17 protein-coding genes are annotated in these 23,868 nt (G+C 56.7%); 13 read left to right on the top strand and 4 right to left on the bottom strand.

Annotated features, from left to right (window positions below):
- Positions 1-505: 505 nt before the first annotated feature.
- The 7 genes from VEB01_RS10840 to VEB01_RS10810 all read left to right on the top strand — a co-directional run bounded on the left by VEB01_RS10840 (position 506) and on the right by VEB01_RS10810 (position 9,281).
- Positions 506-2,428: a PrkA family serine protein kinase gene (locus tag VEB01_RS10840; protein ID WP_324875328.1), complete on the top strand. Its 1,923-nt coding sequence runs from the start codon at positions 506-508 to the stop codon at positions 2,426-2,428.
- A 23-nt stretch (positions 2,429-2,451) separates the two neighbouring features.
- On the top strand, positions 2,452-3,714 hold the full coding sequence (locus VEB01_RS10835) for a YeaH/YhbH family protein (RefSeq protein WP_324875326.1): 1,263 nt from the start codon (positions 2,452-2,454) through the stop codon (positions 3,712-3,714).
- A complete protein-coding gene (locus VEB01_RS10830) occupies positions 3,711-5,201 on the top strand; it encodes a SpoVR family protein (RefSeq protein ID WP_324875325.1) in 1,491 nt (496 codons plus the stop codon). Before VEB01_RS10835 ends, VEB01_RS10830 begins: the two co-directional genes overlap by 4 nt.
- Before the next feature lie 154 nt (positions 5,202-5,355).
- Positions 5,356-6,894, top strand: a complete 1,539-nt coding sequence (locus VEB01_RS10825) for a R3H domain-containing nucleic acid-binding protein (RefSeq protein ID WP_324875323.1) — start codon at positions 5,356-5,358, stop codon at positions 6,892-6,894.
- Positions 6,895-6,941: 47 nt separating this feature from the next.
- Positions 6,942-7,298 (top strand): DUF6763 family protein, encoded by a 357-nt coding sequence (locus tag VEB01_RS10820; RefSeq protein WP_324875321.1) that lies wholly within the window; start codon positions 6,942-6,944, stop codon positions 7,296-7,298.
- A 155-nt stretch (positions 7,299-7,453) separates the two neighbouring features.
- Positions 7,454-8,383, top strand: a complete 930-nt coding sequence (locus VEB01_RS10815) for a diacylglycerol/lipid kinase family protein (RefSeq protein WP_324875319.1) — start codon at positions 7,454-7,456, stop codon at positions 8,381-8,383.
- Between the two features lie 55 nt (positions 8,384-8,438).
- Positions 8,439-9,281 (top strand): metallophosphoesterase family protein, encoded by an 843-nt coding sequence (locus VEB01_RS10810; RefSeq protein WP_324875317.1) that lies wholly within the window; start codon positions 8,439-8,441, stop codon positions 9,279-9,281.
- A 69-nt stretch (positions 9,282-9,350) separates the two neighbouring features.
- On the opposite strand, the gene VEB01_RS10805 is transcribed toward VEB01_RS10810, so the two are convergent.
- Positions 9,351-9,656, bottom strand: coding sequence for a BON domain-containing protein (locus VEB01_RS10805; protein ID WP_324875315.1), 306 nt, complete (start codon positions 9,654-9,656; stop codon positions 9,351-9,353).
- A gap of 752 nt (positions 9,657-10,408) precedes the next feature.
- Here VEB01_RS10805 and VEB01_RS10800 point away from each other — a divergent pair.
- Together VEB01_RS10800 and VEB01_RS10795 are read left to right on the top strand one after the other, a co-directional pair.
- The gene (locus VEB01_RS10800; protein ID WP_324875313.1) at positions 10,409-10,918 is read left to right on the top strand and encodes a beta/gamma crystallin domain-containing protein; all 510 of its coding nucleotides are present in this window, start codon (positions 10,409-10,411) and stop codon (positions 10,916-10,918) included.
- 129 nt (positions 10,919-11,047) lie between these two features.
- Entirely contained in the window at positions 11,048-11,365 is a 318-nt protein-coding gene (locus tag VEB01_RS10795; RefSeq protein ID WP_324875311.1) for a DMT family transporter, read from the top strand.
- Between the two features lie 54 nt (positions 11,366-11,419).
- On the opposite strand, the gene VEB01_RS10790 is transcribed toward VEB01_RS10795, so the two are convergent.
- Positions 11,420-12,634: a transglycosylase SLT domain-containing protein gene (locus VEB01_RS10790; RefSeq protein ID WP_324875309.1), complete on the bottom strand. Its 1,215-nt coding sequence runs from the start codon at positions 12,632-12,634 to the stop codon at positions 11,420-11,422.
- A 131-nt stretch (positions 12,635-12,765) separates the two neighbouring features.
- A complete protein-coding gene (gene pyrC / locus VEB01_RS10785) occupies positions 12,766-13,806 on the bottom strand; it encodes a dihydroorotase (protein ID WP_324875307.1) in 1,041 nt (346 codons plus the stop codon).
- A gap of 206 nt (positions 13,807-14,012) precedes the next feature.
- On the opposite strand from pyrC, the gene parC reads away from it, so the two are divergent.
- A complete protein-coding gene (gene parC, locus VEB01_RS10780; protein WP_324875305.1) occupies positions 14,013-16,247 on the top strand; it encodes a DNA topoisomerase IV subunit A in 2,235 nt (744 codons plus the stop codon).
- Positions 16,248-16,500: 253 nt separating this feature from the next.
- On the opposite strand, the gene lysM is transcribed toward parC, so the two are convergent.
- The gene (gene lysM, locus VEB01_RS10775) at positions 16,501-16,962 is read right to left on the bottom strand and encodes a peptidoglycan-binding protein LysM (protein WP_324875303.1); all 462 of its coding nucleotides are present in this window, start codon (positions 16,960-16,962) and stop codon (positions 16,501-16,503) included.
- Between the two features lie 99 nt (positions 16,963-17,061).
- Between lysM and VEB01_RS10770 the strand changes: the two genes are divergently transcribed.
- The 3 genes from VEB01_RS10770 (at position 17,062) to VEB01_RS10760 (ending at position 23,600) form a co-directional block, all read left to right on the top strand.
- Positions 17,062-18,780, top strand: a complete 1,719-nt coding sequence (locus tag VEB01_RS10770; protein WP_324875301.1) for an autotransporter assembly complex protein TamA — start codon at positions 17,062-17,064, stop codon at positions 18,778-18,780.
- On the top strand, positions 18,777-22,226 hold the full coding sequence (locus tag VEB01_RS10765; protein ID WP_324875299.1) for a translocation/assembly module TamB domain-containing protein: 3,450 nt from the start codon (positions 18,777-18,779) through the stop codon (positions 22,224-22,226). Before VEB01_RS10770 ends, VEB01_RS10765 begins: the two co-directional genes overlap by 4 nt.
- A gap of 204 nt (positions 22,227-22,430) precedes the next feature.
- Entirely contained in the window at positions 22,431-23,600 is a 1,170-nt protein-coding gene (locus VEB01_RS10760) for a WD40 repeat domain-containing protein (RefSeq protein ID WP_324875297.1), read from the top strand.
- The last annotated feature ends 268 nt before the right edge of the window (positions 23,601-23,868 follow it).

The following is a 23,868-nucleotide window of genomic DNA, read 5'->3' as shown; positions in this document are numbered from 1 at the left end:
GTCAAGTGCGGTTGGGAGCGGCAAACCGGATGACGAGCGGGTTCGAACTGACAAACCTTGTCCTGGAGGTATCCGACGGTAAACTCCGCCGTTTATCGTCGAACGTATGGTCAACGATTACTTCTAATACTTAAAGGGAACAATACAGTGGAGCGAGCTTTGGGCTCGGCGTTATGTGGATGAATGCGTATTGCTCGGCATGCATTTCGACACAGTTTGATTACACGCGCGATGCGCTTTGCTTTGGCATAAAGTTTTTCTTGGGCGGTCGCGCAGTCGAGGAACCGAAATATGTTAGGCTACGTCTTAGCGGTAAGAGCCGCGAGCGCCGCGCTTCGTTGTGCGGATGATTTAGTTAGAAAGCCCCGTTCGCTGTGATAGGGACAGTTAACACGCTCGTTGTCTCATCCGACAACGCGATATCGAACGTGGCAGCTTGCGGTCTTTCGCCTGAGACGTTAAGACCTTTTGAGCATCTGCCGAATGCAGAGGAGACCTCACATCTATGGGTATCTTCGATCACTACCAATCCCGCTATGAAAAAGCCCGCGAGGAGGAGTATTCACTTCAGGAGTATCTAGAAATCTGCCGTAAGGAACCGACGGCTTACGCAAGTCCCGCCGAGCGTATGCTGATCGCCATCGGCGAACCCGAGTTGCACGATACGCGGCTGGAGCCGCGGCTTTCACGGATTTTTGCCAACAAAGTCATCAAGCGCTATCCGGCTTTTGCTGATTTTTACGGCATGGAGGAGACTATCGAGCAGATCGTGGCATTTTTCCGCCATGCCGCTCAGGGACTGGAAGAGCGCAAACAAATCCTGTACCTGCTGGGACCCGTGGGAGGCGGCAAGTCCTCGCTGGCCGAGAAGCTGAAGCACCTCATGGAGCAGGCGCCGTTTTACGCCATCAAGGGTTCGCCCATCAACGAATCCCCGCTCGGCCTGTTCGATCCTGAAGAGGACGGTCCCATCCTGGAAAACGAGTACGGCATTCCGCGCCGTTATTTCAACACCATCATGTCGCCTTGGGCGGTGAAGCGCCTGCACGAGTACAACGGCGACATCACGAAATTCCGCGTCGTCAAGGTCCGTCCGTCCATGTTGGATCAACGGGCGGTTTCGAAGACCGAACCGGGCGACGAGAACAACCAGGACATCTCGTCACTGGTCGGCAAGGTCGACATCAGGAAATTGGAGCGCTTCAGCCAAGACGATCCGGATGCCTACAGTTTCTCGGGCGGGCTTTGCCTCGGCAACCGGGGCATTATGGAATTCGTCGAAATGTTCAAGGCGCCGATCAAGGTGCTGCATCCCCTGCTGACGGCCACCCAGGAGGGGAACTACAAAGGCACGGAAGGCCTTTCCGCCATTCCGTTCGAGGGCATCATCATGGCCCACTCGAACGAGTCCGAGTGGCTGCAATTCAAGAACAACAAGAACAACGAGGCCTTTCTGGACCGCGTTTACGTGGTCAAAGTGCCGTATTGCTTAAGGGTTTCGGAAGAGGTCAAGATTTACGAGAAACTCTTGATCCACAGTTCTCTGTCCGATGCGTCCTGTGCGCCTCACACTCTGAAAATGCTGGCTCAGTTCGCCGTGCTGTCGCGGCTTAAAGAACCGGAGAACTCCAACATTTATTCGAAAATGCGGGTTTACGACGGCGAGAACCTGAAGGATACCGATCCTAAAGCGAAGTCCTATCAGGAATACCGAGACTTCGCCGGCGTAGATGAAGGAATGGCCGGGCTATCCACGCGCTTTGCGTTCAAGATCCTGTCGAAAGTATTCAACTTCGACCATTCCGAAGTCGCGGCGAATCCCGTTCACTTGCTGTATACGCTTGAACAGCAGATCCCACAGGAGCAGTTCCCGCCGGAGGTGCAGGAGCGTTATCTGCGCTTCATCAAGGAATTTCTGGTGCCTCGCTATGTGGATTTCATCGGCAAGGAAGTCCAGACCGCTTATCTGGAGTCGTATTCCGAGTACGGACAGAACATCTTCGACCGTTACGTGACGTATGCCGATTATTGGATTCAGGATCAGGAATACCGCGATCCCGATACGGGTGAGAGCTTTGACCGCAGGGCTCTCAACGAGGAACTGGAAAAGATCGAAAAGCCGGCCGGTATCAGCAATCCCAAAGACTTCCGCAACGAAGTGGTGAACTTCGTGCTGCGTGCCCGCGCCAAGAACAGCGGCAAGAACCCGGCCTGGACCAGCTATGAGAAGCTGCGTGCGGTGATCGAGAAGAAAATGTTTGCCAATACCGAGGAACTGCTGCCGGTGATCTCCTTCAACGCCAAGGCATCGGTAGACGACCAGAAGAAGCATGAGGAATTCGTGAACCGCATGGTTCACAAAGGGTACACGCCCAAACAGGTGCGGCTGTTGTGCGAATGGTATCTCAGGGTGCGCAAGTCCTCTTAACCGAGCGATAGGTAATCAAACCCATGAGTCAATTCATAGACCGTCGCCTAAACCCCAAGAACAAAAGCGCTGTCAATAGACAGCGCTTTCTCCAGCGTTTTCGACGTCAGATTCGCAAGGCGGTCGCCGAGGCTGTTGCGAAGCGGTCGGTTACGGATGTCGACCGTGGCGAAAAGATTCAGATTCCGACGAAAGATATTTCGGAACCGATATTTCGGCATGGGCAGGGTGGTCGGAGGGAAGTTGTGCAGCCCGGCAACAAGGAGTTTATCGCCGGCGACAAGGTGCCGCGCCCGGAGGATGAAGAGGGCGGCTCCGGCAACCGGGCCAGCGATAGCGGTGAGGGCATGGACGAATTCGTATTCGAGCTGTCCCGCGAGGAATTCCTGGAATTCATCTTCGAGGATCTCGAGCTGCCGAACATGGTGAAGAGACAGCTAGCGAGAGAAGCCTCTTTCAAGAGTCAGCGAGCGGGTTTCACCAGCGACGGATCGCCCTCGAACCTGCATGTCATCCGCTCGATGCGGGAGGCTTTGGCTCGCCGCACGGCGCTGCGGGCTCCCTCGGCCGATCGGAAGCGGGAACTGGAAGCCGAACTGGCGGATTTGCTTGATGCCGATGAGCCGGACGAAGCACGCATCGCCGTGTTGGGTGAGGAAATCGCCCTGCTGGAGCAAAAGATACAGGCGGTGCCATTCCTCGATACCTTCGACCTGCGTTTCCGAAACCGTATTTTGGTTCCCAAGCCCAGCACCCAGGCCGTGATGTTTTGTCTCATGGATGTCTCCGGCTCCATGGACGAAGTGAAAAAGAATCTTGCGAAGCGCTTTTTCCTGTTGCTTTACCTGTTTCTTACACGAAATTACGAAAAGACAGATGTGGTCTTTATTCGCCATCATACGGTGGCGTTGGAGGTGGACGAGCAGGATTTTTTCTATTCCCGCGAAACGGGCGGCACCGTCGTGTCGAGCGCCCTTGAGCTGATGAGGGATGTCATCCGCGACCGCTATCCGTCAGGAGACTGGAACATCTATGGGGCACAGGCGTCGGACGGCGACAACTGGCCCGAGGACTCGACGAATTGCTCGCGCTTGCTGATCGAGGACATCATGCCGAGCGTGCAGTATTACGCGTACATCGAGATCAACAACCACGAGCCCCACAGCCTGTGGATGGAATACGAAAAGGTGGCGGAACAATGGCCGAACTTCGCCATGCAGCCGATTTACAGCGCCGCGGACATTTATCCGGTCTTTCGAGAACTATTCAAGAAGCAGCAGGCATGAGCCGCAAACCTCTTTCAGAAGGCTCCGAATGGACTTTCGAGCTACTTCAGATCTATGACGCCGAGATCGGTCGACTTGCGGCCGATTTCGGTTTGGACACTTATCCCAACCAAATCGAGGTCATCACCTCGGAACAGATGATGGACTGCTATTCGAGCACGGGCATGCCGGTGTTTTACCCGCACTGGTCCTTCGGCAAGCAGTTTTTGACCGTCGAGAAGAGCTATCGGCGCGGTTACATGGGGCTGGCCTACGAGCTGGTTATCAACTCCAATCCGTGTATCGCGTATCTCATGGAAGAAAACAGCATGACCATGCAGGCGCTGGTTATCGCCCACGCCTGTTACGGCCATAATTCGTTTTTCAAGAACAATTACCTGTTCAAGACCTGGACCAACGCCGACGCCATCGTCGACTACCTGGTGTTCGCCCGCAATTACATCGCCGAATGCGAAGAGCGGCATGGCGTCTCAGCGGTAGAGGAGCTCCTGGATTCCTGCCATGCGTTGATGAATTACGGCGTGGACCGCTATCGTCGGCCGCCGCCGCTTTCGTTGACCGAGGAGAAGCTCAGGCAGAAGGAGCGCGAGGAATATCTCCAATCACAGGTCAACGATTTGTGGTTGCGCACGGTGCCGAAAAAGGAGCGATACCCCCACGAGCACGCCCCTCATTTCCCGCCCGAGCCCGAGGAAAACCTCCTTTATTTCTTCGAGAAGAACGCGCCCCTGTTGGAATCATGGCAGCGGGAGGTCATCCGCATCGTCCGTAAGATCGCTCAATACCTTTACCCGCAGCGCCAAACCAAGGTGATGAACGAAGGCTGGGCTACCTTCTGGCATTACACCCTTTTAAATAAACTCTACGACGAAGGGTTGGTGACCGACGGCTTTATGCTGGAATTCCTGCAATCGCATACCAACGTCATCAGTCAGCCGCCGTATCACAGCAATCATTTTTCGGGAATCAACCCTTATGCCTTGGGATTGGCGATGATGAGCGACATTCGCCGTATCTGCGAACATCCCACCGACGAAGACCGGAAATGGTTTCCTGATCTCGCGAACGCCGATTGGGTCAAGGCGCTGGATTTCGCCATGCGCAATTTCAAGGACGAGAGTTTCATTGCCCAGTATCTTTCGCCGAAGGTTATTCGGGACTTCAAGCTGTTCAGCGTTCTGGACGACGATTCGAACGATGAATTGGAAATTACCCATATTCACGACGAAGATGGTTACCGGGCCGTTCGGCACGTGCTGTCCGATCAGTACAACCTCGGCAACTTGGAGCCCAGCATTCAGGTCTATCGCGTAGATACCCGCGGCGACCGGTCGTTAACCCTGCGTCACTACCAGCACTTCCGCCGCCCCTTGGGAGAGAGCACCAACGAGATGCTGCGGCATGTGCGCCGGCTGTGGGGATTCAAAGCGAGACTTGAAACCGTGGACGAGAACGGACGGGTTCAGAAATCTTACGAATGCGACTGATATAGGTTAGCTCTCGACCGGACGCGTGAATGTCATGGTCGATGGAAGATATTCTCTGATTACCGATTTAGAGCTGGGCCTCGGGAGGCTTTTTCAGCCGCGGAATCGCTCGTGAAGGTCATTATGACGACGCAAAACAGCCGTCGGACAATGCTTGAAAAGATCCGTATATAAGGACGTGATCGCCAAGACTCACCTCGATGACCTTCATCTACTCACAAAGCTCCTGCCACAGGAGCTCCAGAACTCTCTCGCTCCGCAAAGCCACGAGGAGTTGTTGGAAATCATCCTGGATCTGGGACGGTCGCCACAGGCTCGCTACTCCCATGCGGCTCTAAATTTATCGAATCAGCCGGTTGCCCGCGAGGACCTCAATGCCGTGGTCAGCGCGGTAGGCGAATTCGGCGCGGATAACCGTGCGGGTATCGAGGGAACCTTGCATCGTATCTCGGCCATTCTTAATCGGCGGGGCGAGATCATCGGGTTGACCCTACGCGTGGGGCGTGCGGTATTCGGAACCATCGATCTGATTCGCGATCTGGTGGAAAGCGGCAAAAGTCTATTGTTGCTCGGCCGGCCCGGCGTAGGAAAGACGACAAAATTGAGGGAGGTGGCGCGCGTGCTGGCGGACGATTTCGGCAAGCGCGTCGTCGTGATCGACACGTCCAACGAGATCGCCGGCGATGGCGATATACCTCACCCTGCGATCGGCAGTGCCCGGCGAATGATGGTGCCGCATCCGGATCGACAGCATGCGGTGATGATCGAGGCGGTGGAAAACCATATGCCCGAAGTGATCATCATCGATGAAATCGGCACGGCCACGGAGGCGATGGCCGCGCGCACTATTGCCGAGCGTGGCGTTCAGCTGATAGGAACGGCCCACGGCAACATCCTGGAAAATTTGGTTCTGAATCCCACGCTGTCCGATTTGGTCGGCGGCGTGCAAACGGTCACTCTAAGCGATGAAGAGGCCCGACTCCGGGGTACGCAAAAAACCGTTAGCGAACGGAAGGCGCCGCCTACTTTCGATGTCGTCGTGGAAATTGTCGCCAGGGACGAGGTAGTCGTGCACTCGGATACGGCGCAGGCGGTCGATGCCATTCTAAGCGGGATACAGCCCAAAGGCGTGCACCGTCGCGGCTCTACCGACACTGCGGCACCGGCACTGGCCACCGAATCCGACTCGGCAAGGGAAAGACCACATCAGGCTTTACTGGTTCGTTCCGACCAACGGCCGGTTCGTATCTATGCCTATGCACTCAGCCGCGATTCCGTTGAGCGCGTGATTCGGGACCTCCACTTGGATGCGCGTACCGTGAAGTACCCGGATCAGGCCGATCTGGTTATCAGTTTGCGGGCTCGGGAAGATGATCCAAGCCTGCAACGCATCGTCCAGGCCGCTCGCGTACCCGTCCATGCCGTCAAGAAGAACTCTACGGCCCAGATCCGACAGCTCCTGCGCGGGTTGTTCAATATCGCACCCGGCGACAATCAGGATGAAGTCGGGGATATGGTGCGCGAGACGGAGCGCGCCGTGCGGCAGGTAAAAGCCGAAGGCGTTGTGGCGGAACTCGCGCCCCGTTCCGCCGCCTTACGCCAAATGCAACATCGCATCGTTACCCGCCATGGTTTAGTCGCCGAAAGCATAGGCCTTGAACCACACCGTCATTTGGTGATCTATCCCGTGTAATACCTTTAGCGAAATCACCTCGGGTTGGTAAAACTCAGGAGAGAAGAATGGCTACGGATTCAGACCCTATCGTAGACATGTGGTACAAACACTACGACAAAGGGGAGAAATTTAAGGTCGTTGCTGTGGATGACGATGCAAAGCTGGTGGAAATCCAATATTACGACGGTGATATCGACGAGTTGGATTTCTATACCTGGTATCAATTACCGATTGAGCCCATCGAGACGCCCGAGGATCAAACCGCACCGGTCGATCGCGTCGAGCCCGATGATCTCGACTATTCGGAAACATCCATGCCCGAAAGTTGGGAGGTCGCCTCGGAAGGCGTCAAGAATCCGAAAGACAGCTGGAATCAGAACTTCGACGAAACAGGCGAACCAGGATTGGAAGAGGAAGAGTGAATCGGTTCGGGTAAACCTTGGATGCTTTCCAATCGATCATCGCAACGCGGATCTCCGGAAAACTTCCGCGATGACTTTAAGGTCTTAACGAGTGCACACTCAGGAGTTCGGCCGAGTTCTAAAGGGAGAAACCTGTCAACGGAGCGGTCCACTGTATGGCCTCCCATCTAGCGATTATCGTTAGCACTTCCGCGGGTGGCAACGAAAAGGAAGGATTGGAAAGGCGGCTTGGGGAATTTTTTGGCTCACGCAACCTAGATACGCACATAGTTGTGGCGAACAGCGGCGATGAGGTTGCCGGTCTGGCGCGGCGAGCCTTGGCTGAAAATGCCGATCCGATCGTAGCGGGGGGTGGGGATGGAACGATCAATGCCGTTGCTTCCGTGCTCGCCGAAACCGGCAGGACTCTGGGCGTACTGCCGCTCGGCACGCTTAACCATTTCGCTAAGGATATCGGAATTCCTCTCGACTTGGAGCAAGCCGCGCAAGTTCTTATCGACGGCACGGTATCCCAAATCGATGTCGGGGAAGTTAACGGCAGGATTTTCGTCAACAATTCCAGTCTGGGGCTGTATCCCAGCATCGTCCATAACCGCGAGGATTTGCAGGAGCGCCTTGAATACGGCAAGTGGCCGGCATTTGTTTGGGCATCGGTCGCCGTTTTGCGGCGGTATTCATTCCTGAAAGCCCGATTGCGCGTCGATGACCAGGAACTCGTGCGGCACACGCCTTTCATTTTCGTCGGGAACAATAGTTACCAGATCGAAGGATTCAATATCGGAGCTCGAACGAAGCTAGATTCGGGCTGGCTGTGGCTGTATACCACCCGAGAAATTGGCCGGCTCGGCCTTTTAAGATTCGGTCTCCGAGCGTTTTTGGGGAGTTTACGCAAAGACAAGGACTTCGACATGCTGCGGACCAGGGAGATCATTATCGACACCAAGCATAGCCAGCTTCGTGTCGCAACGGACGGCGAGGTTGCGATCATGCAGACGCCGCTACATTATCGTATTCGGCCGGGAGCCCTGCGGGTGATGGTGCCGAATAAGGGCATGGATCTCGTCGGAGGCCCCGTTGCACGCTAAATTCGATCGCGATTCGTAGTCGAGTCGCAGCTAATTTCGTCTGAAGACACCGCGCATGCGCCTCATTGTCCATCTCTCGGACCTTCATTTCGGTCGCGTCGATCATTCCCTTGTCGATCCGCTGATCGAGGCTGTTTGGGAAGTACGGCCCGATCTGGTGGCGGTCTCGGGTGATCTAACCCAACGGGCGCGAACAGCCCAATTTATCGAGGCGCGCCGATTTCTCGATGCTCTGCCAAAGCCGCAGATCGTAGTGCCCGGTAACCACGACGTACCGCTCTACAATCCGCTGGCGCGTTTTTTTCTCCCGCTCGTGAAATACCGCCGCTACATCAGCGAGAACGTCGAACCATTCTATGGCGATGACCAAATAGCCGTGGTCGGCGTTAATACGGCGCGCTCGCTGACCATCAAGAATGGCCGGGTCAATCAAAGGCAACTCGGCTGTATTCGAGAACGCTTGCGCGATTATTCCGACGCGGTAACCAAAATCGTGGTTACCCATCATCCTTTCGATTTGCCTGAAGGCTACCGCGAGGGGAGTTTGGTCGGCCGGGCCCGCATCGCCATGGAAGCACTCGCGAGTTGCGGCATCGATATGTTTTTAGCTGGTCATCTGCATGTCAGTCATTCCGGGCATACCGGCGAGCGCTACCGAATCGCCGGGTACAAGGCGCTCGTGATTAGTGCCGGAACTGCGCTTTCTGTGCGTAGACGCAAGGAAAATAACGCTTTTAACGTGCTCCGCATCGATCATCCGAAGGTTGGTTTGGAACGCTACACCTGGCAATCCGAAAATGCACGATTCGTTCCGTCTGCCGCGGAATATTTCGAGCATCGACCGGATGGTTGGATGCGTATGACTGATAAAGCCGATGAGCTATCCCGGCAGATCTAACACCGGATTAGCGTCACGACTACTACGCAGGAATATAGATCGATCTGTCGGTTGTTAAGCTAGCGGCCGTTATTTCTTCACGCGGATGTCGTTTTTGACAGCTCTTACGCCGGCGACATCTTGGGCAACCGCCTCGGCACGCTGTTTTTCCCCGGCCGTATTGGCGAATCCGCTCAGTTGCACCGTGCCTTTGAAGGTTTCGACCTGGATGTCGAGCCCTTTGACGACTTCGTCACGCAGTAGAGCGGTTTTTACCTTTGTGGTGATAGACGCGTCGTCGAGATATTCGCCGGTGCTTTCACGGGTTTTCGAACCGGCGCAGCCAACTATCGTGACGGCTGCGGCCAAGGCAAGAAATTGTCTTCTTCTCATCATGCGATTGACTCCTTTGACTGATGAACGACCAAGGATATTTTGCACAGGATGTGTTGCGGAAAACTCAAAGCTCTAAAAGTCCACGAAGGCTTTCGACCGGCAGGATCGGCGTGTCGGAACACGTCATTGGCAACCTTTAGCCGATGGGGATAACGAGTGCGCGAGATCGACGAAACGAGATGGCCATTCACGGGAACGGCATTCGGCGGCTTTGTTTGCCGTGTAGCGGGATGCGCGAGCGTATAAAACGAAGGGAAGAAGAAAAACGGAACTTCCCTGTTCCCAATTGTACATCCCAGCGAAATTCGGATCAGTCCAGTTACATGCGGAGTATTCCATTTCCGTGTCGAGCATCCTGGCCCGAGATAAGGAGCGTCCCGAATCCATTGGAACGTTCCAACTCCATACGCAACATCCTAGTTGCGTTTGGGAACGTCCTGTTCCGAGGCGACATCCTTAATTCCATTCGCCACAATGTCGTCCTACCGGAGTGTCCGTGTTCCGGACCCAAGATAACCTTAGGTGGCTCTATTTAAGCTCACCGTTTCCCAATTAAACATACGTAAGTCTCCGTACTTTAACAGCCTTGCTCATCAAGCAGCTTTCAAACAACCGAACCACAGTCGACGAACAATCGGTTATTTCGCTCTTCCGAGCCTGATCGTGCATGCCGGGAACAACAACAAGTGTTCCGAGTCGTTCAATTAAAGGGCTCGAATAGACCTTGGTCTCTCGGGCATAGGAGGTGTCTCATGAAATCGATGGAATTGATGAAGGTCGTTCTCGCTGGCTCGATCTCGGCGACGGTATTGCTAAGTTCTAGCGATCTGGCTTTGGCGCAAAATACGGAAACCAAAGAAGCCTCCGCGAAGCGCAAGGTCGAAAACTCGGAAAAAACTAGGAATACGAGTGCCCGTCGGCGTACGCCGGTATTGATACTCGTTCCGGTTGAATTCGATAACGATGGTTTAGGCGATGGTTGTTGGGTGCGTTTTTACGACAGCGTTAACTTCGAAGGCGACCGGATCACCTTGGTCGGCCCAATCGAAATGCCGTCGATAAAAGTCCCCTTGGGCGATTTCTGGGGAGGGTTCGACAGCGCGATTATCGGCTCCAAGGCCAGGGTCGTCACTTACGAGAAGGAGAACTTTCGAGACCACTCTTCGACGCTAAATGCCGGCGAACGAATCCCGGACCTTGGGAACGGCAAACTCGGCCTGTTCGAGGGCATGGAATCGCTGAAGATCACCTGTGGGTTCTAATTGTTCGAGACCTACAAAGACAGACTGAAAATCAAGTATCGAAAGAAAATCAAGCAGGGAAATCCAGTAATCTCGTCATATTCGAATCGAGTTGTTCTCTCGCTACGTTTTAGTCAAATTCCTTCGATCATGGGCTGGACATACTTATTCGTCGCCGGGCTATTTGAGGTGGCCTGGGCGGTGGGATTGAAATTCACCGAGGGTTTTACGCGCTTGTGGCCGAGTTTATGGGTGGCTGCCGGCATGATAATCAGTTTTGTTTTTCTGTCCTGGGCATTGAGAACCATACCGGTAGGTACCGGTTATGCCGTTTGGACGGGAATAGGCGCCGCGGGGACGGCAATTCTCGGCATGGCGCTGTTTAACGAGCCCAGGGACCTCGCGCGAGTGGCGTGCATCCTGTTGATCGTTCTGGGCATTACGGGGCTAAAGCTCTTGCACAAATGAGCTCGCGGATTCAGCCTTAGAGCGAAAAAGATCGACTTCCCGGTTCGGCATTCGTCACGCCGCGTTGTCCTTGCCGGCGCGTTTTTCCGGCGAAAACACTTGGTTCAAGCCCGGTATGCCGACGCTTTGGATGTGCATGGCGTTTCTGCCTTCCTCGTAGCGCGGAAGCCGTCCTTCGGTGTGCCACAACCGATAAGCCAGCGCGGCCGTTAAAACCCGGATCGGGTAATCGCGGGGAAGGTTTTGCAAATAAGGCTGAATCGTCACGAAATCGCGGGCGCCGTATTGCGTCATGATTGAACGCAAACCGCCGTTGGCCGGCCCGATATTGTAGGCGAGAAGACCGAGGAACAGGTCCCCACGCATCTCCGCCAGGTAATTATGCAGTGTTGCCGCCGCCACGAACGTATTGTGGCGCTGGTTGAGCATATCCAGGCTGTCGGCATCCAGATGCTTCTTGACAACACCGATGGCGGACTTCGGCGGAGCGGTGATTTGGAAAAGTCCACGGCCGCCGTCTTTGCTGTCCCGCGGATAGAACGACGATTCCGTTGCGCCGACGCCAACCATGATCTCAGGATCGACATCAAAGGCTTTCGCGGCTTCGTGGATCGTCGGCAGATAGATTTGGGCGCGCTCGATCATGCGCTGCATCTGCGTCAAATCGGAACGCCGATAAGCTGCGAACACCTGATGCGCGATCGTAGTCCGCTCGGCCTCCTGCATGCCGCCAACCAGGGTGCGGAGATTGCCGAGATCGCGGCCGAACTCGTCTTGGACGGCGAACCAGCCTGCCCCGATGGCGACGAAAACCGCCAAGACGGCGGGCAGAACCATGCCTTTGAGCACCAGCTTGGCGCGCATGCCTAGCCATAGCCGCAACAGTACGGCATTCGTGATCCCAACGGCGAGAACCATGCCGGCGAAGGGAAGCAGATTGGACCATAAGCCAGTCCCGGCAAACCAACCCGCGGAGCGTCCCAGCACCGCGATGATTCCGATGAGGGCCGATGCCGCCAAAGCCAGGATTTCAGTTCCGATAACGGCGGTCCATTGCCATGGCGTCAGCCGCCCGGCTTTTGCTGCGCCTTTTTTGGCCCGCGTTCGCTTCTTTTTGGGTTTGGCCGCGCTTTTGGTTTGCCTTTTCTTGGGGGTGGCCGTTGCGGTAGGGGGTGAGGCAGGCGTTTCCGGTGACCGTTCACCTTGAGCGGAGTCGAGCGCATTGCGCGGCACCGTCACGGAGGAACCGGGGGGCGAAGCCGGGAGCATCGGAGAGTTCTCTTTGGAGGTCAGCTTGCGACCGGACACGAATCACCTATTGATGGGAGTTCCAAATTCCATCCTTGGCCTGTCTTGAGCCGGCAATGCGTAGCCCGACTGCGCGACGTTCTCCTCTAAGGTCACAACCGGTCGATGACGCGCCAGCTAATGGCCTCGCCCGCCTTCATCGGCACCAGGGTGTCGTCGCCGAACGCCAGGTTTTCCGGAACCGTCCACTCGCTTTTTTCGAGAACGATTTTCCCGCGGTTACGCGGCAAACGGTAGAAGTCGGGGCCGTTGAAGCTGGCAAAGGCCTCCAGCTTATCCAGTGCGCCGCCGGCCTCGAAAACCATCGCATAAAGTTCAAGCGCCGCATGGGCGGTATAACAGCCGGCGCAGCCGCAGGCCGACTCTTTTTGGCTTCGCGCGTGAGGCGCACTGTCGGTTCCCAGGAAGAACTTGGGGCTGCCGCGTGTTGCCGCCTCGACCAGGGCCAGGCGATGAGTTTCGCGTTTCAGTACCGGCAAGCAGTAAAAATGAGGACGTACGCCTCCGGCCAGCAGCGCGTTGCGATTATAAAGCAGATGATGGGCGGTGATGGTAGCCGCGATGTTCGGTCCGCTGTCCCGTACAAACTGAACGCCGTCCCGTGTGGTGACGTGTTCCAGAACGATGCGGAGCGCTGGGAAACGATCCGCAAGGGCTGTCAGATGTCTGTCGATGAAGGCTTTTTCCCGGTCGAAGATGTCGATCTCGGAGTCCGTCACTTCGCCATGGACCAACAGGGGCACGCCATGCCGTTCCATCGCGTCGAGCACCGGATAGCTCTTTTCCAGAGTCGCAACTCCCGCCTCGGAATGGGTGGTCGCGCCGGCGGGATAAAGTTTCAGCGCGACGACCTTGGGCTCCTCGGCTACCCGCCGAATCTCGTCGGGCGAGGTTCCCTCGGTCAGATAGAGCGTCATCAGCGGGTCGAATTCAAGTTCGGCGGATAAAGTGGCCAGTATGCGGTGGCGATAGGCGAGGGCATCCGCCACGGTCGTAACCGGCGGCTTGAGATTGGGCATGATGACGGCCCGGGCGAATTCCCGCGCACTGTCCGGCAGCACGTCGCGCATGGCGGCGCCGTCTCGGAGGTGCAAATGCCAGTCGTCGGGGCAGGTCAGAGTGAGTCTTTGCATGAGTGCGCGGTGGCTTTTTAAAGACGCAATCTTACAAGATTCGGCGCCGCCATGGTTTGAAGGTCAGCACGAAACATGAGTGTTCCCAATTGCGATGAGGCAGGCCGTCCTGAAAAGACATAAAATGTATAGTTAACCTAGTGGCGGAGATGCAGCCGCCCAAACTCACCTCTTTATCAATCGCTCATTTCCCGACCAAAAAGCCCGTGAATTCCGTTTCCCACGAACGCATCCCGCTCAAAGATTTCACCGAGAAGGCGTACCTGGACTACTCCATGTACGTCATTCTCGACCGAGCCTTACCCAACATCGCCGATGGCCTCAAACCGGTGCAAAGACGCATCGTCTACGCCATGTCCGAGCTGGGTTTGTCGGCTCAGGCCAAATACAAGAAATCCGCCCGTACCGTCGGTGATGTATTGGGTAAGTACCATCCCCACGGAGATTCGGCCTGTTACGAGGCCATGGTGCTGATGGCCCAGCCGTTTTCCTATCGTTACCCGCTGATCGACGGACAGGGGAACTGGGGCTCGCCGGACGATCCCAAGTCCTTCGCGGCCATGCGCTACACCGAGGCGCGCCTGACGCCTTATGCGCAGACCCTGTTGTCCGAACTGGAGCAGGGCACGGTCGATTGGGCGCCGAACTTCGACGGCACGCTCGATGAACCGGCCTTGCTGCCGGCACGCTTGCCGAACGTGTTGTTGAACGGCTCGACCGGCATCGCGGTGGGCATGGCGACGGATATTCCGCCGCACAATCTGCGCGAGGTCGTCGGCGCCTGTATTCGATTGTTGGATGATCCGCGGCTTAGCGTCGAGGAGCTGTGCGATTCGATCAAGGGCCCGGATTTCACGACCGAGGCCGAAATCATCACGCCGCGCCAGGATATCGTCCGCATGTACCAGACCGGAAACGGTTCGGTCCGCCTGCGGGCCCGCTGGGAGCTGGAGGACGGAAACATTGTCGTTACCGCTTTGCCCCATCAGGTGTCCGGAAACGCCATTATGGAGCAGATCGCCGGACAAATGCAGGCGAAGAAGCTCCCGATGGTGGAAGATCTCCGCGACGAATCCGATCACGAGAATCCGACCCGCTTGGTCATCATGTCGCGCGGCCGCCGTATCGATGCGGACCAGCTGATGTCGCATTTGTTCGCGACCACCGATCTGGAGAGAACCTACCGGGTCAATCTCAACATGATCGGGTTGAACGGCAAGCCGCAGGTCAAGAACCTCCAGGAAATCCTGCTCGAATGGCTGAGCTACCGCACCGAAACCGTGCGCCGGCGGCTTCAGTACCGGTTGGACAAGGTCATCGCGCGCCTGCACATCCTCGAAGGCTTGCTGATCGCCTACCTCAATATCGACGAGGTGATCGCGATCATCCGTCACGAGGACGAGCCGAAGTCCGTATTGATGGCGCGCTTCGGGCTGAGCGATGCCCAGGCCGAAGCCATCCTCGAATTGAAGCTGCGCCACTTGGCCAAGCTCGAGGAAATCAAGATCCGCGGCGAACAGGACGAGCTGGAAAAAGAGAGGGCTAGTCTCGAAGCTACGCTCGGATCACGGCAAAAGCTGAATAGCCTTATCAAGGCAGAGCTGAAACAGGATGCCGAAAAGCACGGCGATGCGCGCCGCTCGCCCATCGTTGCCCGTCAAGCGTCCCAGGCTCTGGATATTACCGCGGTGATCGGTAGCGAGCCGGTTACGCTCATCCTTTCGGAAAAAGGCTGGATTCGTGCCGCCAAAGGGCACGAGATCGACCCGACCACGCTGGCGTTCCGTTCCGGCGACAGCTTTCTCTCCGCCGCATTGGGGCGCAGCAATCAGTCGGCCTATTTTCTCGATTCCACGGGCCGGAGCTATGCCGTACCGGCCCATGAGTTTCCCTCGGCCCGTTCTCAGGGGGAGCCTCTGACCGGGCGGCTCAACCCGCCGCCGGGCGCGCTGTTCAAGGCGGTGCTCGCAGGCGCCGACGACGACTGGTATCTGTTCGCGACGGACAGCGGCTACGGGTTCGTCACCCAGCTCAAGGAGCTTCACACCAAGAACCGCGCGGGCAAATCTATGCTGACGGTGCCGGAGCATGCCTGGGTGCTGAATCCGGTGCCGGTCGGACAACCACAGTCCGATGTTATCGCGATCGCAACCGCCCAGGGCCGTTTGCTGGTGTTCCCGGTCAATGAAATCCCGGTCCTCAACAAGGGCAAGGGCAACAAGCTGATTCAGATTCAGCCGGCAGACTTGGCCGCGCGCCAGGATTACGTGATAGCTATGATCGCGTTGCCGCCCGCCGCCGGCCTAAAGGTCCACTGCGGAAAACGGAGCTTGAATTTGAGCGCCAAGGATCTCGTTAATTATCAGGGAACGCGCGCGCGCCGCGGAAATCCGCTGCCCAAAGGGTTTCAGCGGGTGGAACGATTGACGCTATTGGTCTAAGCCTTAGGGTTTGGCCGAAAACAACGTTCCGATTCGCGTGTCTGGTGTAGGGTGGGTTAGGCGCGCACGGCCACGAACCATGCCGTGACCGTAGGACTCTCCGCGCGCTGTAACCCACCAGGCAAGGCCGCGGAACCGGTGGGTTATGGCGCGTGGAAACACTACAGGAACTTTGCCGGTTCCGTGCAATGCGCGCCTAACCCACCCTACAATCGTTTTCGAGGAGAACGGGGTGTTATTGGCGGCCAACTCCCTAGTGCTCAGTCGGAATCCGTATTTTTTGGCCCGGAAAAATCAAATCAGGATCCTTGATGACTTCCCGGTTCGCTTCGAAAATCTTCGAATACTTGTTGGGGTCCTTGTAGAACTGCTGCGCGATTTTCGACAGGGTGTCGCCAGCTTGAATGGTGTAATACTGCATATTGCCGAATGTCTCTACGGCCTGCGGGCTCGATACGCCCGCAGGCAGCTTAACGCCCTCCACCTTTACCGCCTCGACGCCCTTGATGTTGCCGGCCATCAGCGCCGCTTTCTGCAATGCTTCCGCCGAGTCGGCCTCGCCGGAAAGATAGGCGATGGAATCCCGGTAATCCACCTTCAGGTTCTTGATGCCGGGATTGTTGTCGTTGATGTGCTCTTCTATTTTTCGAGCGGCCTGACCTTCCTCGCTGAAGAGCCGGTGTCCGATGTCCTTTGCAAAATCGAAAAGTCCCATGATTGTCGCTCCTTCGCTTTTCCGTATCTGTAGCCTCTGCGATCATTAGACAATCTGCGTCGCGACTTATCCGGCGCAATGCGGGCTAGGGGAACATGAGTGCGGAGGTTGTTATTGCTCGGCTGTTTGCTATGGTTAGCGTCTGCATGGGGCGCCGAACAGGTCACGGTCAGAATTGAAGGGCTCGATGAGAGGCTCGAAAGGAATGTCCGTGCCCTGCTGACCATCGCCAGAATGGAAAGCACGGCCGATTCGCACAGGATTCTCATCGCTCACGAGCGTGCTCCGGAGGAGATCCGAAAAGCGCTGGAGCCTTTCGGATACTACCGTCCGAAAATCGATGCGGCGTTGACCCGCGAGGGACCGGGCTGGGTGGCGGTCTACCGAATCGATCCGGGCACCCCCATCAAGCTGAGCGAAGTGGATGTGCGCTTGATGGGCGAAGGTTTGGATCTGCCCGAACTCACGGCGCTGGTCGCGCGCTTCCCGCTTAAGCAGGGCGACGTCCTCGATCATACCCGTTACGAGAAGGGCAAGGATGCGTTCTCCGAAGTGGCTGCCGAATTCGGGTTCTTCGATGCCCGTTTTACCCGCGAAGAGATTTTGGTGCATCTGGCGGATTACCGAGCCGAAATCCATCTGCATTTCGATACGGGCAAGCGTTACCGCTTCGGCGAGGTGTCGTTCTCGGAAACCCCGCTCAAGCCGGGGCTTCTCCATCGTTTCTTGAAGTTCCGGCCCGGCGAGCCCTTTCGTGCCGCGTCTTTGATAAGGCTTCAGAAAAACCTGCTCGACAGCAGCTTTTTCTCCAGCGCCGATGTCGTCCCGCAGCCTGAGAAGGCGGTAGAGCGGGAGGTGCCGATCTCGGTGACTTTGGCTATGCAACCGAGAAACCGGTTTCAGGCCGGCGCGGGATATGGCACCGACACCGGGCCGCGCCTAATCCTGGGCTATCGCAATCGTTATTTGAATCGGCACGGCCACAGTTTCTACGCCAATCTCCGGCTGTCGCTCATCCGCACCGAGTTGGACGCGCTATACGCCATTCCCTTGAAGCATCCGGAAAAGGATCAACTCGGCTTCGCCGCACAAATCGGCACCGAGGATACCCTGGCCGGTACGGCCGAAGTCGCACGCATCGGAATCAGGCATTCGACGGACCGTTGGGGTCTGCGGGAATTTCTGTCGCTCGATTTGCAGCGCGAGCGTTTCAACGTCGGAGCAGGCCCGCAAACGGCAACCTTGCTGATTCCCGGCTTGGGCTACACCTGGCTGGAATCCGACGACGTGCTGAATCCCGATCGGGGGGCGCGTGTCGATTTGATCGGGAATGGAGCCTGGGAAGACTTGCTGTCCGATGTCTCGTTTTTCATGCTGCGGCTGAATGCCAAGGGCATCTACAGCCTGGGGGAGCGTAATCGGCTGATCGCGCGCGCTCAGCTCGGCTATATCGCGACCAGCGAATTCGACGATCTGCCGCTCACTCAACGTTTCTATGCAGGCGGAGATAAGTCGGTGCGAGGCTATCGCCTAAACGAGATCAGTGCGAGAAATGCAGATGGAGATCGCATCGGCGGACGCTACTTGACCGTCGCCAGCATCGAGTACGAGCGGACGCTGTTCGGGCCTTGGGGCGTGGCCGCTTTTTACGACGTCGGACGGGCCGCCAACGATTTCGACGAGCCGTTCAGTCACGGCGTTGGCTTGGGAGGCCGCTGGCGCTCGCCCATAGGTCCGGTGCGGCTCGATTTCGCCGTTCCTCTGTCGAGATCGGAGGACTCATTTCAGGTGCATCTGATTCTGGGACCCGATTTATGAAGCGTGCCATGGCGGCGGTATTGGCCGTCTTTCTTGTCATTGCTGCCGGCGGCTACATGCTATTGGCCACCGAAGCCGGCCTAGTCTGGCTCGTTCGCGGGGCAGAGCGCGGGTTCGACAACTTGAAGGTCGGACACGCGGCGGGTTCGGTGTTGGGCGGATTTTCGCTACACGATCTGAGTTACCGGGATGCGGGACGGAGCATAGACCTGCGAGAGATCGAGATCGAATGGCGGCCGAGGGCCTTGCTGCATGGAGCCTTGCACTTCGGCACGGTTCGCTTAAGGGATGTCCGCATTGTGCAAACCGGTGATGCGCCGGCGGCGCCGGAACCTCCTAAGTGGCCCGATTTACGCCTGCCGCTTGATGTGGCAATCGAAGACTTACAGGTTCGGGACGCGGCTTGGCGATCGTCCGAAGCGGCGGAGCCGGTACGTTTGGAACGAATCGATGCGAATCTGAAAATTCTGGAAGGCCTTATGATTGTCGAGCGGCTGGATCTGAAAACTCCCGAAGTCAGCGCAACGCTTACCGGAAGGATTGCTCCGCACGAAGAACAGCCTATCGATTTCGATAGTGCGTGGAGCCTGAATTTGCAGGACCGTCCGGAAATCAGCGGAACCGGGACGATAACGGGAGACCTGAACCGGATTGCGATCGTTCAACGAATTACGGCCCCGACGCCGGCTGACGTGGCGGCCGACGTTTTAATCCGCAAAGACTCCATCGATTGGAGCGCCGAAGTCGATCTTCCCGAATTTCCGTTGAACCGGATCGATCCGGGCTGGAAGGCATGGCCGTTCTCCGCGCAGTTGAAGGGCAGCGGCACCAGCCGCGAAGCAAAGGTTTCCGGAGATTTCGGAATGACTCTGCCGGACGTCGGCGAAGCTCGAGGAAACTTGGGCCTAAGGTATCGAGATCCTGGTGAACTTACGATCGATACGCTTACCCTGACGCTTCCCAAAACCGAAACAGAGCTCGCTGTTTCAGGGCAGGTCAGCGATATTCAAAAAGTACCGGAAATCGCATTGGAAGCCCGATGGAAAAATCTGGTCTGGCCGCCACAAGCAGAAAGCGAATGGCGCAGCCCCGAAGGACGGTTGACCGTTACCGGGAATCGCTCGGATGTCCGGGTCGAACTCGACGGGCGCATAAAGGAGCAGCGGGTTCAGGCCGCGGGGAACATCGGCTTCCCGGCCGAGGCCATCGTTTTCCGGAATCTCCGGGTGAACAACGCGACCACCGCACTGGCGGTTGACGGCACTTGGGGGCCGCAGTTGGATCTTCGTTGGACGCTAAAATCCGGCGATTTGGGTATCTGGCTGCCGGGCGCCAAAGGAAGCTTGAGCAGCAATGGAATATTGAAGGGAACTCAGACCTTGCCCGCCATCGAAGCGGAGCTTAATGCCGTCGGCTTGAAATTCCGGGACTACGCCGTGCGGGATCTGGGCTTGACGCTTAAAGCCGGCGCTGAGCCCGAATCGCCGCTAGTTTTCGACCTTCAAGCGAATGATGCTCGGTTCGAGGCCTATAGCATCGACATCGATCTTTCCGGTCGCGGCAGCCGGGAAAGACACCGTTTGAGCGGCCGGATCGATAGCCCGCCCTATGCGCTTGCGTTCGACACGGCGGGCGGGTTGCGCGGAAATGTCTGGAGCGGCCGTCTGAATCGTTTCGATCTTGAGGAACCACTGACGGGCTCCTGGACGCTGCGCGAGCCTGCCGGTTTGGAGCTCGCAAAAGCCCGCAGCGAGATCGACGAAATCTGTCTAACTCATCAGGATGCACGCTGGTGTCTTGAAGGAAGTATCGCCGAATCCAGCGAATGGCGCGTTTCGAGTCGGTTGTCCAGTTTCCCATTGGCCGTGTTCGAGAGATTTTTGCCGAAACGCATACCGATCTCCGGCGTGCTGAACGGCAGTGCTACGTTCCGTGGTAAAGACACTCTAATAGATCAAGGCGCTTTGGAGCTCGATGCGGAAGGTGCTGCGTTCGAAGTTGCCGTCGACGAGTCGAAGAGGGTTCGAATAAGGCCCGAAACGGCCTCCGTGAATGCCAATCTTTCCGGCCAAATATTGGCCTTGGAGGTCAGCATGCGACAGACCGGACTCGTCAGCATTCAAGGCGCTTTGGAAAGCCGGGGACCATTCCGGTTAATGGATCTCGAAGATATGCCTATTTCGGGGCGTCTGACGGCCGATTTGGAGACGCTGGCGGTGCTCGAACCTTGGCTCGAACAAATCGAGGGGTTGAACGGCTCGCTCAGCGCGGACGTGGGACTCGGCGGCACTGCGAACGCTCCTCTTATCGATCTGCGGGCCGCCGTGCCGGATGCCGGTTTTCGTGTGCCTCAACTGGGTATCGGCGTCGAGCACGTGATGCTTCAGGCGAACTCTGTAGAACAACAACAGATCCGGCTTGAAGGGCGCGCGATGTCGGGAGGTGGATCGATAAGGCTGGACGGTCTGTGGCGGCTGGACGATGCAGCAGGCTGGCCCCTTACGTCAAATCTGGAGGGAACGCGATTTCTCGCCGTCGATACGCCGGAAGCAAAGGTCTTCGTGTCACCGGATCTCAGGATCACGACGGAGCGGCGACGGATCAACGCGCAGGGACGGGTGGAGATTCCGGAGGCGTCGATTCACGTGCCCAAGAAGGAGGGGGCCGTCACCCCGTCCGAAGATGTCGTGCTGGTCAACGGCGAAACGGGCGGCCAGGAAAGCGCCTTCGAAATTCATAGCGATGTGGAAGTCAGTCTCGGCCAAAAGATTGAAGTAAGGGCTGCGGGTTTCCAAGGCAGATTCGATGGTATGGTGAGAATCGTACAGGAGCCGAACGATGAGGCTCGCGGAACCGGACAAATCGCCGTTCACGACGGCAGGTATTCCTTCTACGGGGTCGACTTAGCCATAGACGAAGGACGTTTGATCTTCAGTAATACCCCGGTCGACAATCCCGGATTGGATATTAACGTAACGCGCAGGGTGGACGAGGTGTTGGCTGGTCTTCGGGTGCTCGGTTCTCTAAAGAAACCCAACGCCACTTTGTATTCCCGGCCGCCGTTGCCCGAGGCCGATATCCTCGCGTACCTGATAGCCGGGAAACCTATGGATTTCGCCTCGCGCGAGGAAGGAAATCGGCTGAGGGATGCTGCGTCTTCCCTGGGCGGGGCTGCCGGGAGCTTGCTTGCCAGACAAATCGGCAGTCGATTCGGATTGGGTAGCGTATTCGATGACATCGGAGTCGCAACCCCAAGAGGTACCGAAGGTGCATCGCTATTTCTGGGAAAATACCTTACGCCGCGACTTTATTTGCAGTACGGTTTCGGGTTATTTCAGTCGAGCAACATGTTCAGGCTGCGCTATAAACTCAACGAGCACTGGAGGCTTCAGTCGGAGACCGGTGAGCAGAGCGGCGCGGATATTCTCTTCGAATGGGAAAGATAGGACATATGGCGAACTCAAGCCATCGATCCGATTGCGTTTTTCCTGCCGCAACATCACCATACGCCGATGGAATGGGCTTGCGGTTCGCATAAACGTTTCGCTAGCATTTCAACTCATGAACCCCAATACTCGTAGGGTTATTCGAACAATCGGCTTGTATCGGTATTTTGTTACGTCGAAACGCTCAGGAATCATGTTCCAATCATGAATGCGCTTTTGTCTTTTATCCAGAAACTGCTTATCGGGGTATTCGTGCTCGCTTTTGGAGCGTTGATACTGATCGGTCTCAATCGTTACAGGGGCGGTGAAGGCGATCAACGCGAGTCTTGGAAGCAGGTTAAGGCGCAGAATACTATCGAGGGATATCTGGACTATTTGCGGAATTGCCACTCGTGTCCACGCGAGCAGGAGGCCGAGAAAGCGCTGGACCAGCTTCAGCGCCATCGGGGATTGGTCGCCCGGCTTGTACGGACGCATTTGCCTACCCGCGCGGGGATCGCTCTTCCCGTTTTTTCGCCGGACGGACGCGAGATTTTGGCGGCAGCGGGAACAGGTCTGGATTTGTGGGATTCGACCACGGGACAACGAGTGACTCGCGATGAAAACGACTTTCAGACCCGGGGCGGACGCTATTTGGAAACTTTGGCGTATTCCCCGGATGGCCTCCGGATAGCGGGTGGCATGTCGGGAAACGAGGGAGGCTACCTCCTGCTATGGGACCAAAAAACCGGAGAACTTCTAGCCGACTATGCCGTTGAAGGGTATGACGTGAAGTCCGTTGCGTTCTCGTCGGACGGCACATCCATAGGCTGGATCGCCCACGGGCCAACCGGCATCTGGGAACCGGCAAGCGGGAAATTCCTGCGCGCCACGCATGAAGGGTCGAGTGCTTTGGCATTCGTCCGGAGGGACGACGGCAAACCGCTGCTAGTTACCGCCTCAGGCCGGGAACTGTGGTTTTGGGATGCAGCCTCCATGGAGATAGTCAAACAAGCGGAGCTTAAAACCGAACGGTCCCTTTTGGGATTAAGCCAGGACGGTTTCTTGGTGGCCTTTCACGAGGGGCCTGTACTCGAAGTCTGGGACACTCGGTCAGGTACCCTTGTCGCAACTTTAGGAGAACATGACAGCGAGATTGCCGCCTTCTGCCGTGAACCTCGCAAAGGCTGGATTGCGGTGGGCACTAAAAGAGGCAACCTATACCTCTGGGATCCGGCGGAAGCCAAGACGCTGGGGAGCGTTCTCGCGCACGAGGGTCCCGTCGAGCAGATCGCTTGCTCCACGCAGGGCAGGGCGGTAACCATAGGTTGGGACAGTGCTAAGGTTTGGGATCTGCAAAAGCTGCGTTATTCGAGCCAGCAGAAACCCTATTAATCTGGCTTTGGCGAGGCATCAGCATCACCTCATCATCAGTCAAGCAGTATTCCTGCCATATCTGATTACTATCCGCGTGAATCGATAACCGGGAAATTCCGCCGGGAAATAGCGTCCTCCGTTTTGCCTTAAACCCAGATTATCCATTAGCCCGGAGGAACCTGGGAGGCCCCTGACGAATCGGCGGTTTGGGGCGGCCGGGGAAGCCGTGGTCTAATGGACACCATTAGAAATCCTATTCTCGATTCAACAGGTTAAGGTGTACAAA

Origin of the sequence: Methylocaldum sp., from assembly GCF_035627495.1 — a bacterium.
Lineage (GTDB): Bacteria > Pseudomonadota > Gammaproteobacteria > Methylococcales > Methylococcaceae > Methylocaldum.
The sequence above is the reverse complement of the archived record's forward strand: the minus strand, read 5'-3'. Positions and strand labels throughout refer to the sequence as shown.

Excerpts from the sequence above, each read along its gene's own strand:
- VEB01_RS10795 (WP_324875311.1), top strand. The coding sequence starts at position 11,048 with ATGGGCTGGACATACTTATTCGTCGCCGGGCTATTTGAGGTGGCCTGG.
- VEB01_RS10760 (WP_324875297.1), top strand. The coding sequence starts at position 22,431 with ATGAATGCGCTTTTGTCTTTTATCCAGAAACTGCTTATCGGGGTATTC.
- lysM (WP_324875303.1), bottom strand. The coding sequence starts at position 16,962 with ATGGGACTTTTCGATTTTGCAAAGGACATCGGACACCGGCTCTTCAGC.
- VEB01_RS10830 (WP_324875325.1), top strand. The coding sequence starts at position 3,711 with ATGAGCCGCAAACCTCTTTCAGAAGGCTCCGAATGGACTTTCGAGCTA.
- VEB01_RS10840 (WP_324875328.1), top strand. The coding sequence starts at position 506 with ATGGGTATCTTCGATCACTACCAATCCCGCTATGAAAAAGCCCGCGAG.
- VEB01_RS10820 (WP_324875321.1), top strand. The coding sequence starts at position 6,942 with ATGGCTACGGATTCAGACCCTATCGTAGACATGTGGTACAAACACTAC.
- VEB01_RS10805 (WP_324875315.1), bottom strand. The coding sequence starts at position 9,656 with ATGATGAGAAGAAGACAATTTCTTGCCTTGGCCGCAGCCGTCACGATA.
- VEB01_RS10835 (WP_324875326.1), top strand. The coding sequence starts at position 2,452 with ATGAGTCAATTCATAGACCGTCGCCTAAACCCCAAGAACAAAAGCGCT.
- pyrC (WP_324875307.1), bottom strand. The coding sequence starts at position 13,806 with ATGCAAAGACTCACTCTGACCTGCCCCGACGACTGGCATTTGCACCTC.
- VEB01_RS10765 (WP_324875299.1), top strand. The coding sequence starts at position 18,777 with ATGAAGCGTGCCATGGCGGCGGTATTGGCCGTCTTTCTTGTCATTGCT.
- VEB01_RS10790 (WP_324875309.1), bottom strand. The coding sequence starts at position 12,634 with ATGCTCCCGGCTTCGCCCCCCGGTTCCTCCGTGACGGTGCCGCGCAAT.
- VEB01_RS10800 (WP_324875313.1), top strand. The coding sequence starts at position 10,409 with ATGAAATCGATGGAATTGATGAAGGTCGTTCTCGCTGGCTCGATCTCG.
- VEB01_RS10815 (WP_324875319.1), top strand. The coding sequence starts at position 7,454 with ATGGCCTCCCATCTAGCGATTATCGTTAGCACTTCCGCGGGTGGCAAC.
- VEB01_RS10810 (WP_324875317.1), top strand. The coding sequence starts at position 8,439 with ATGCGCCTCATTGTCCATCTCTCGGACCTTCATTTCGGTCGCGTCGAT.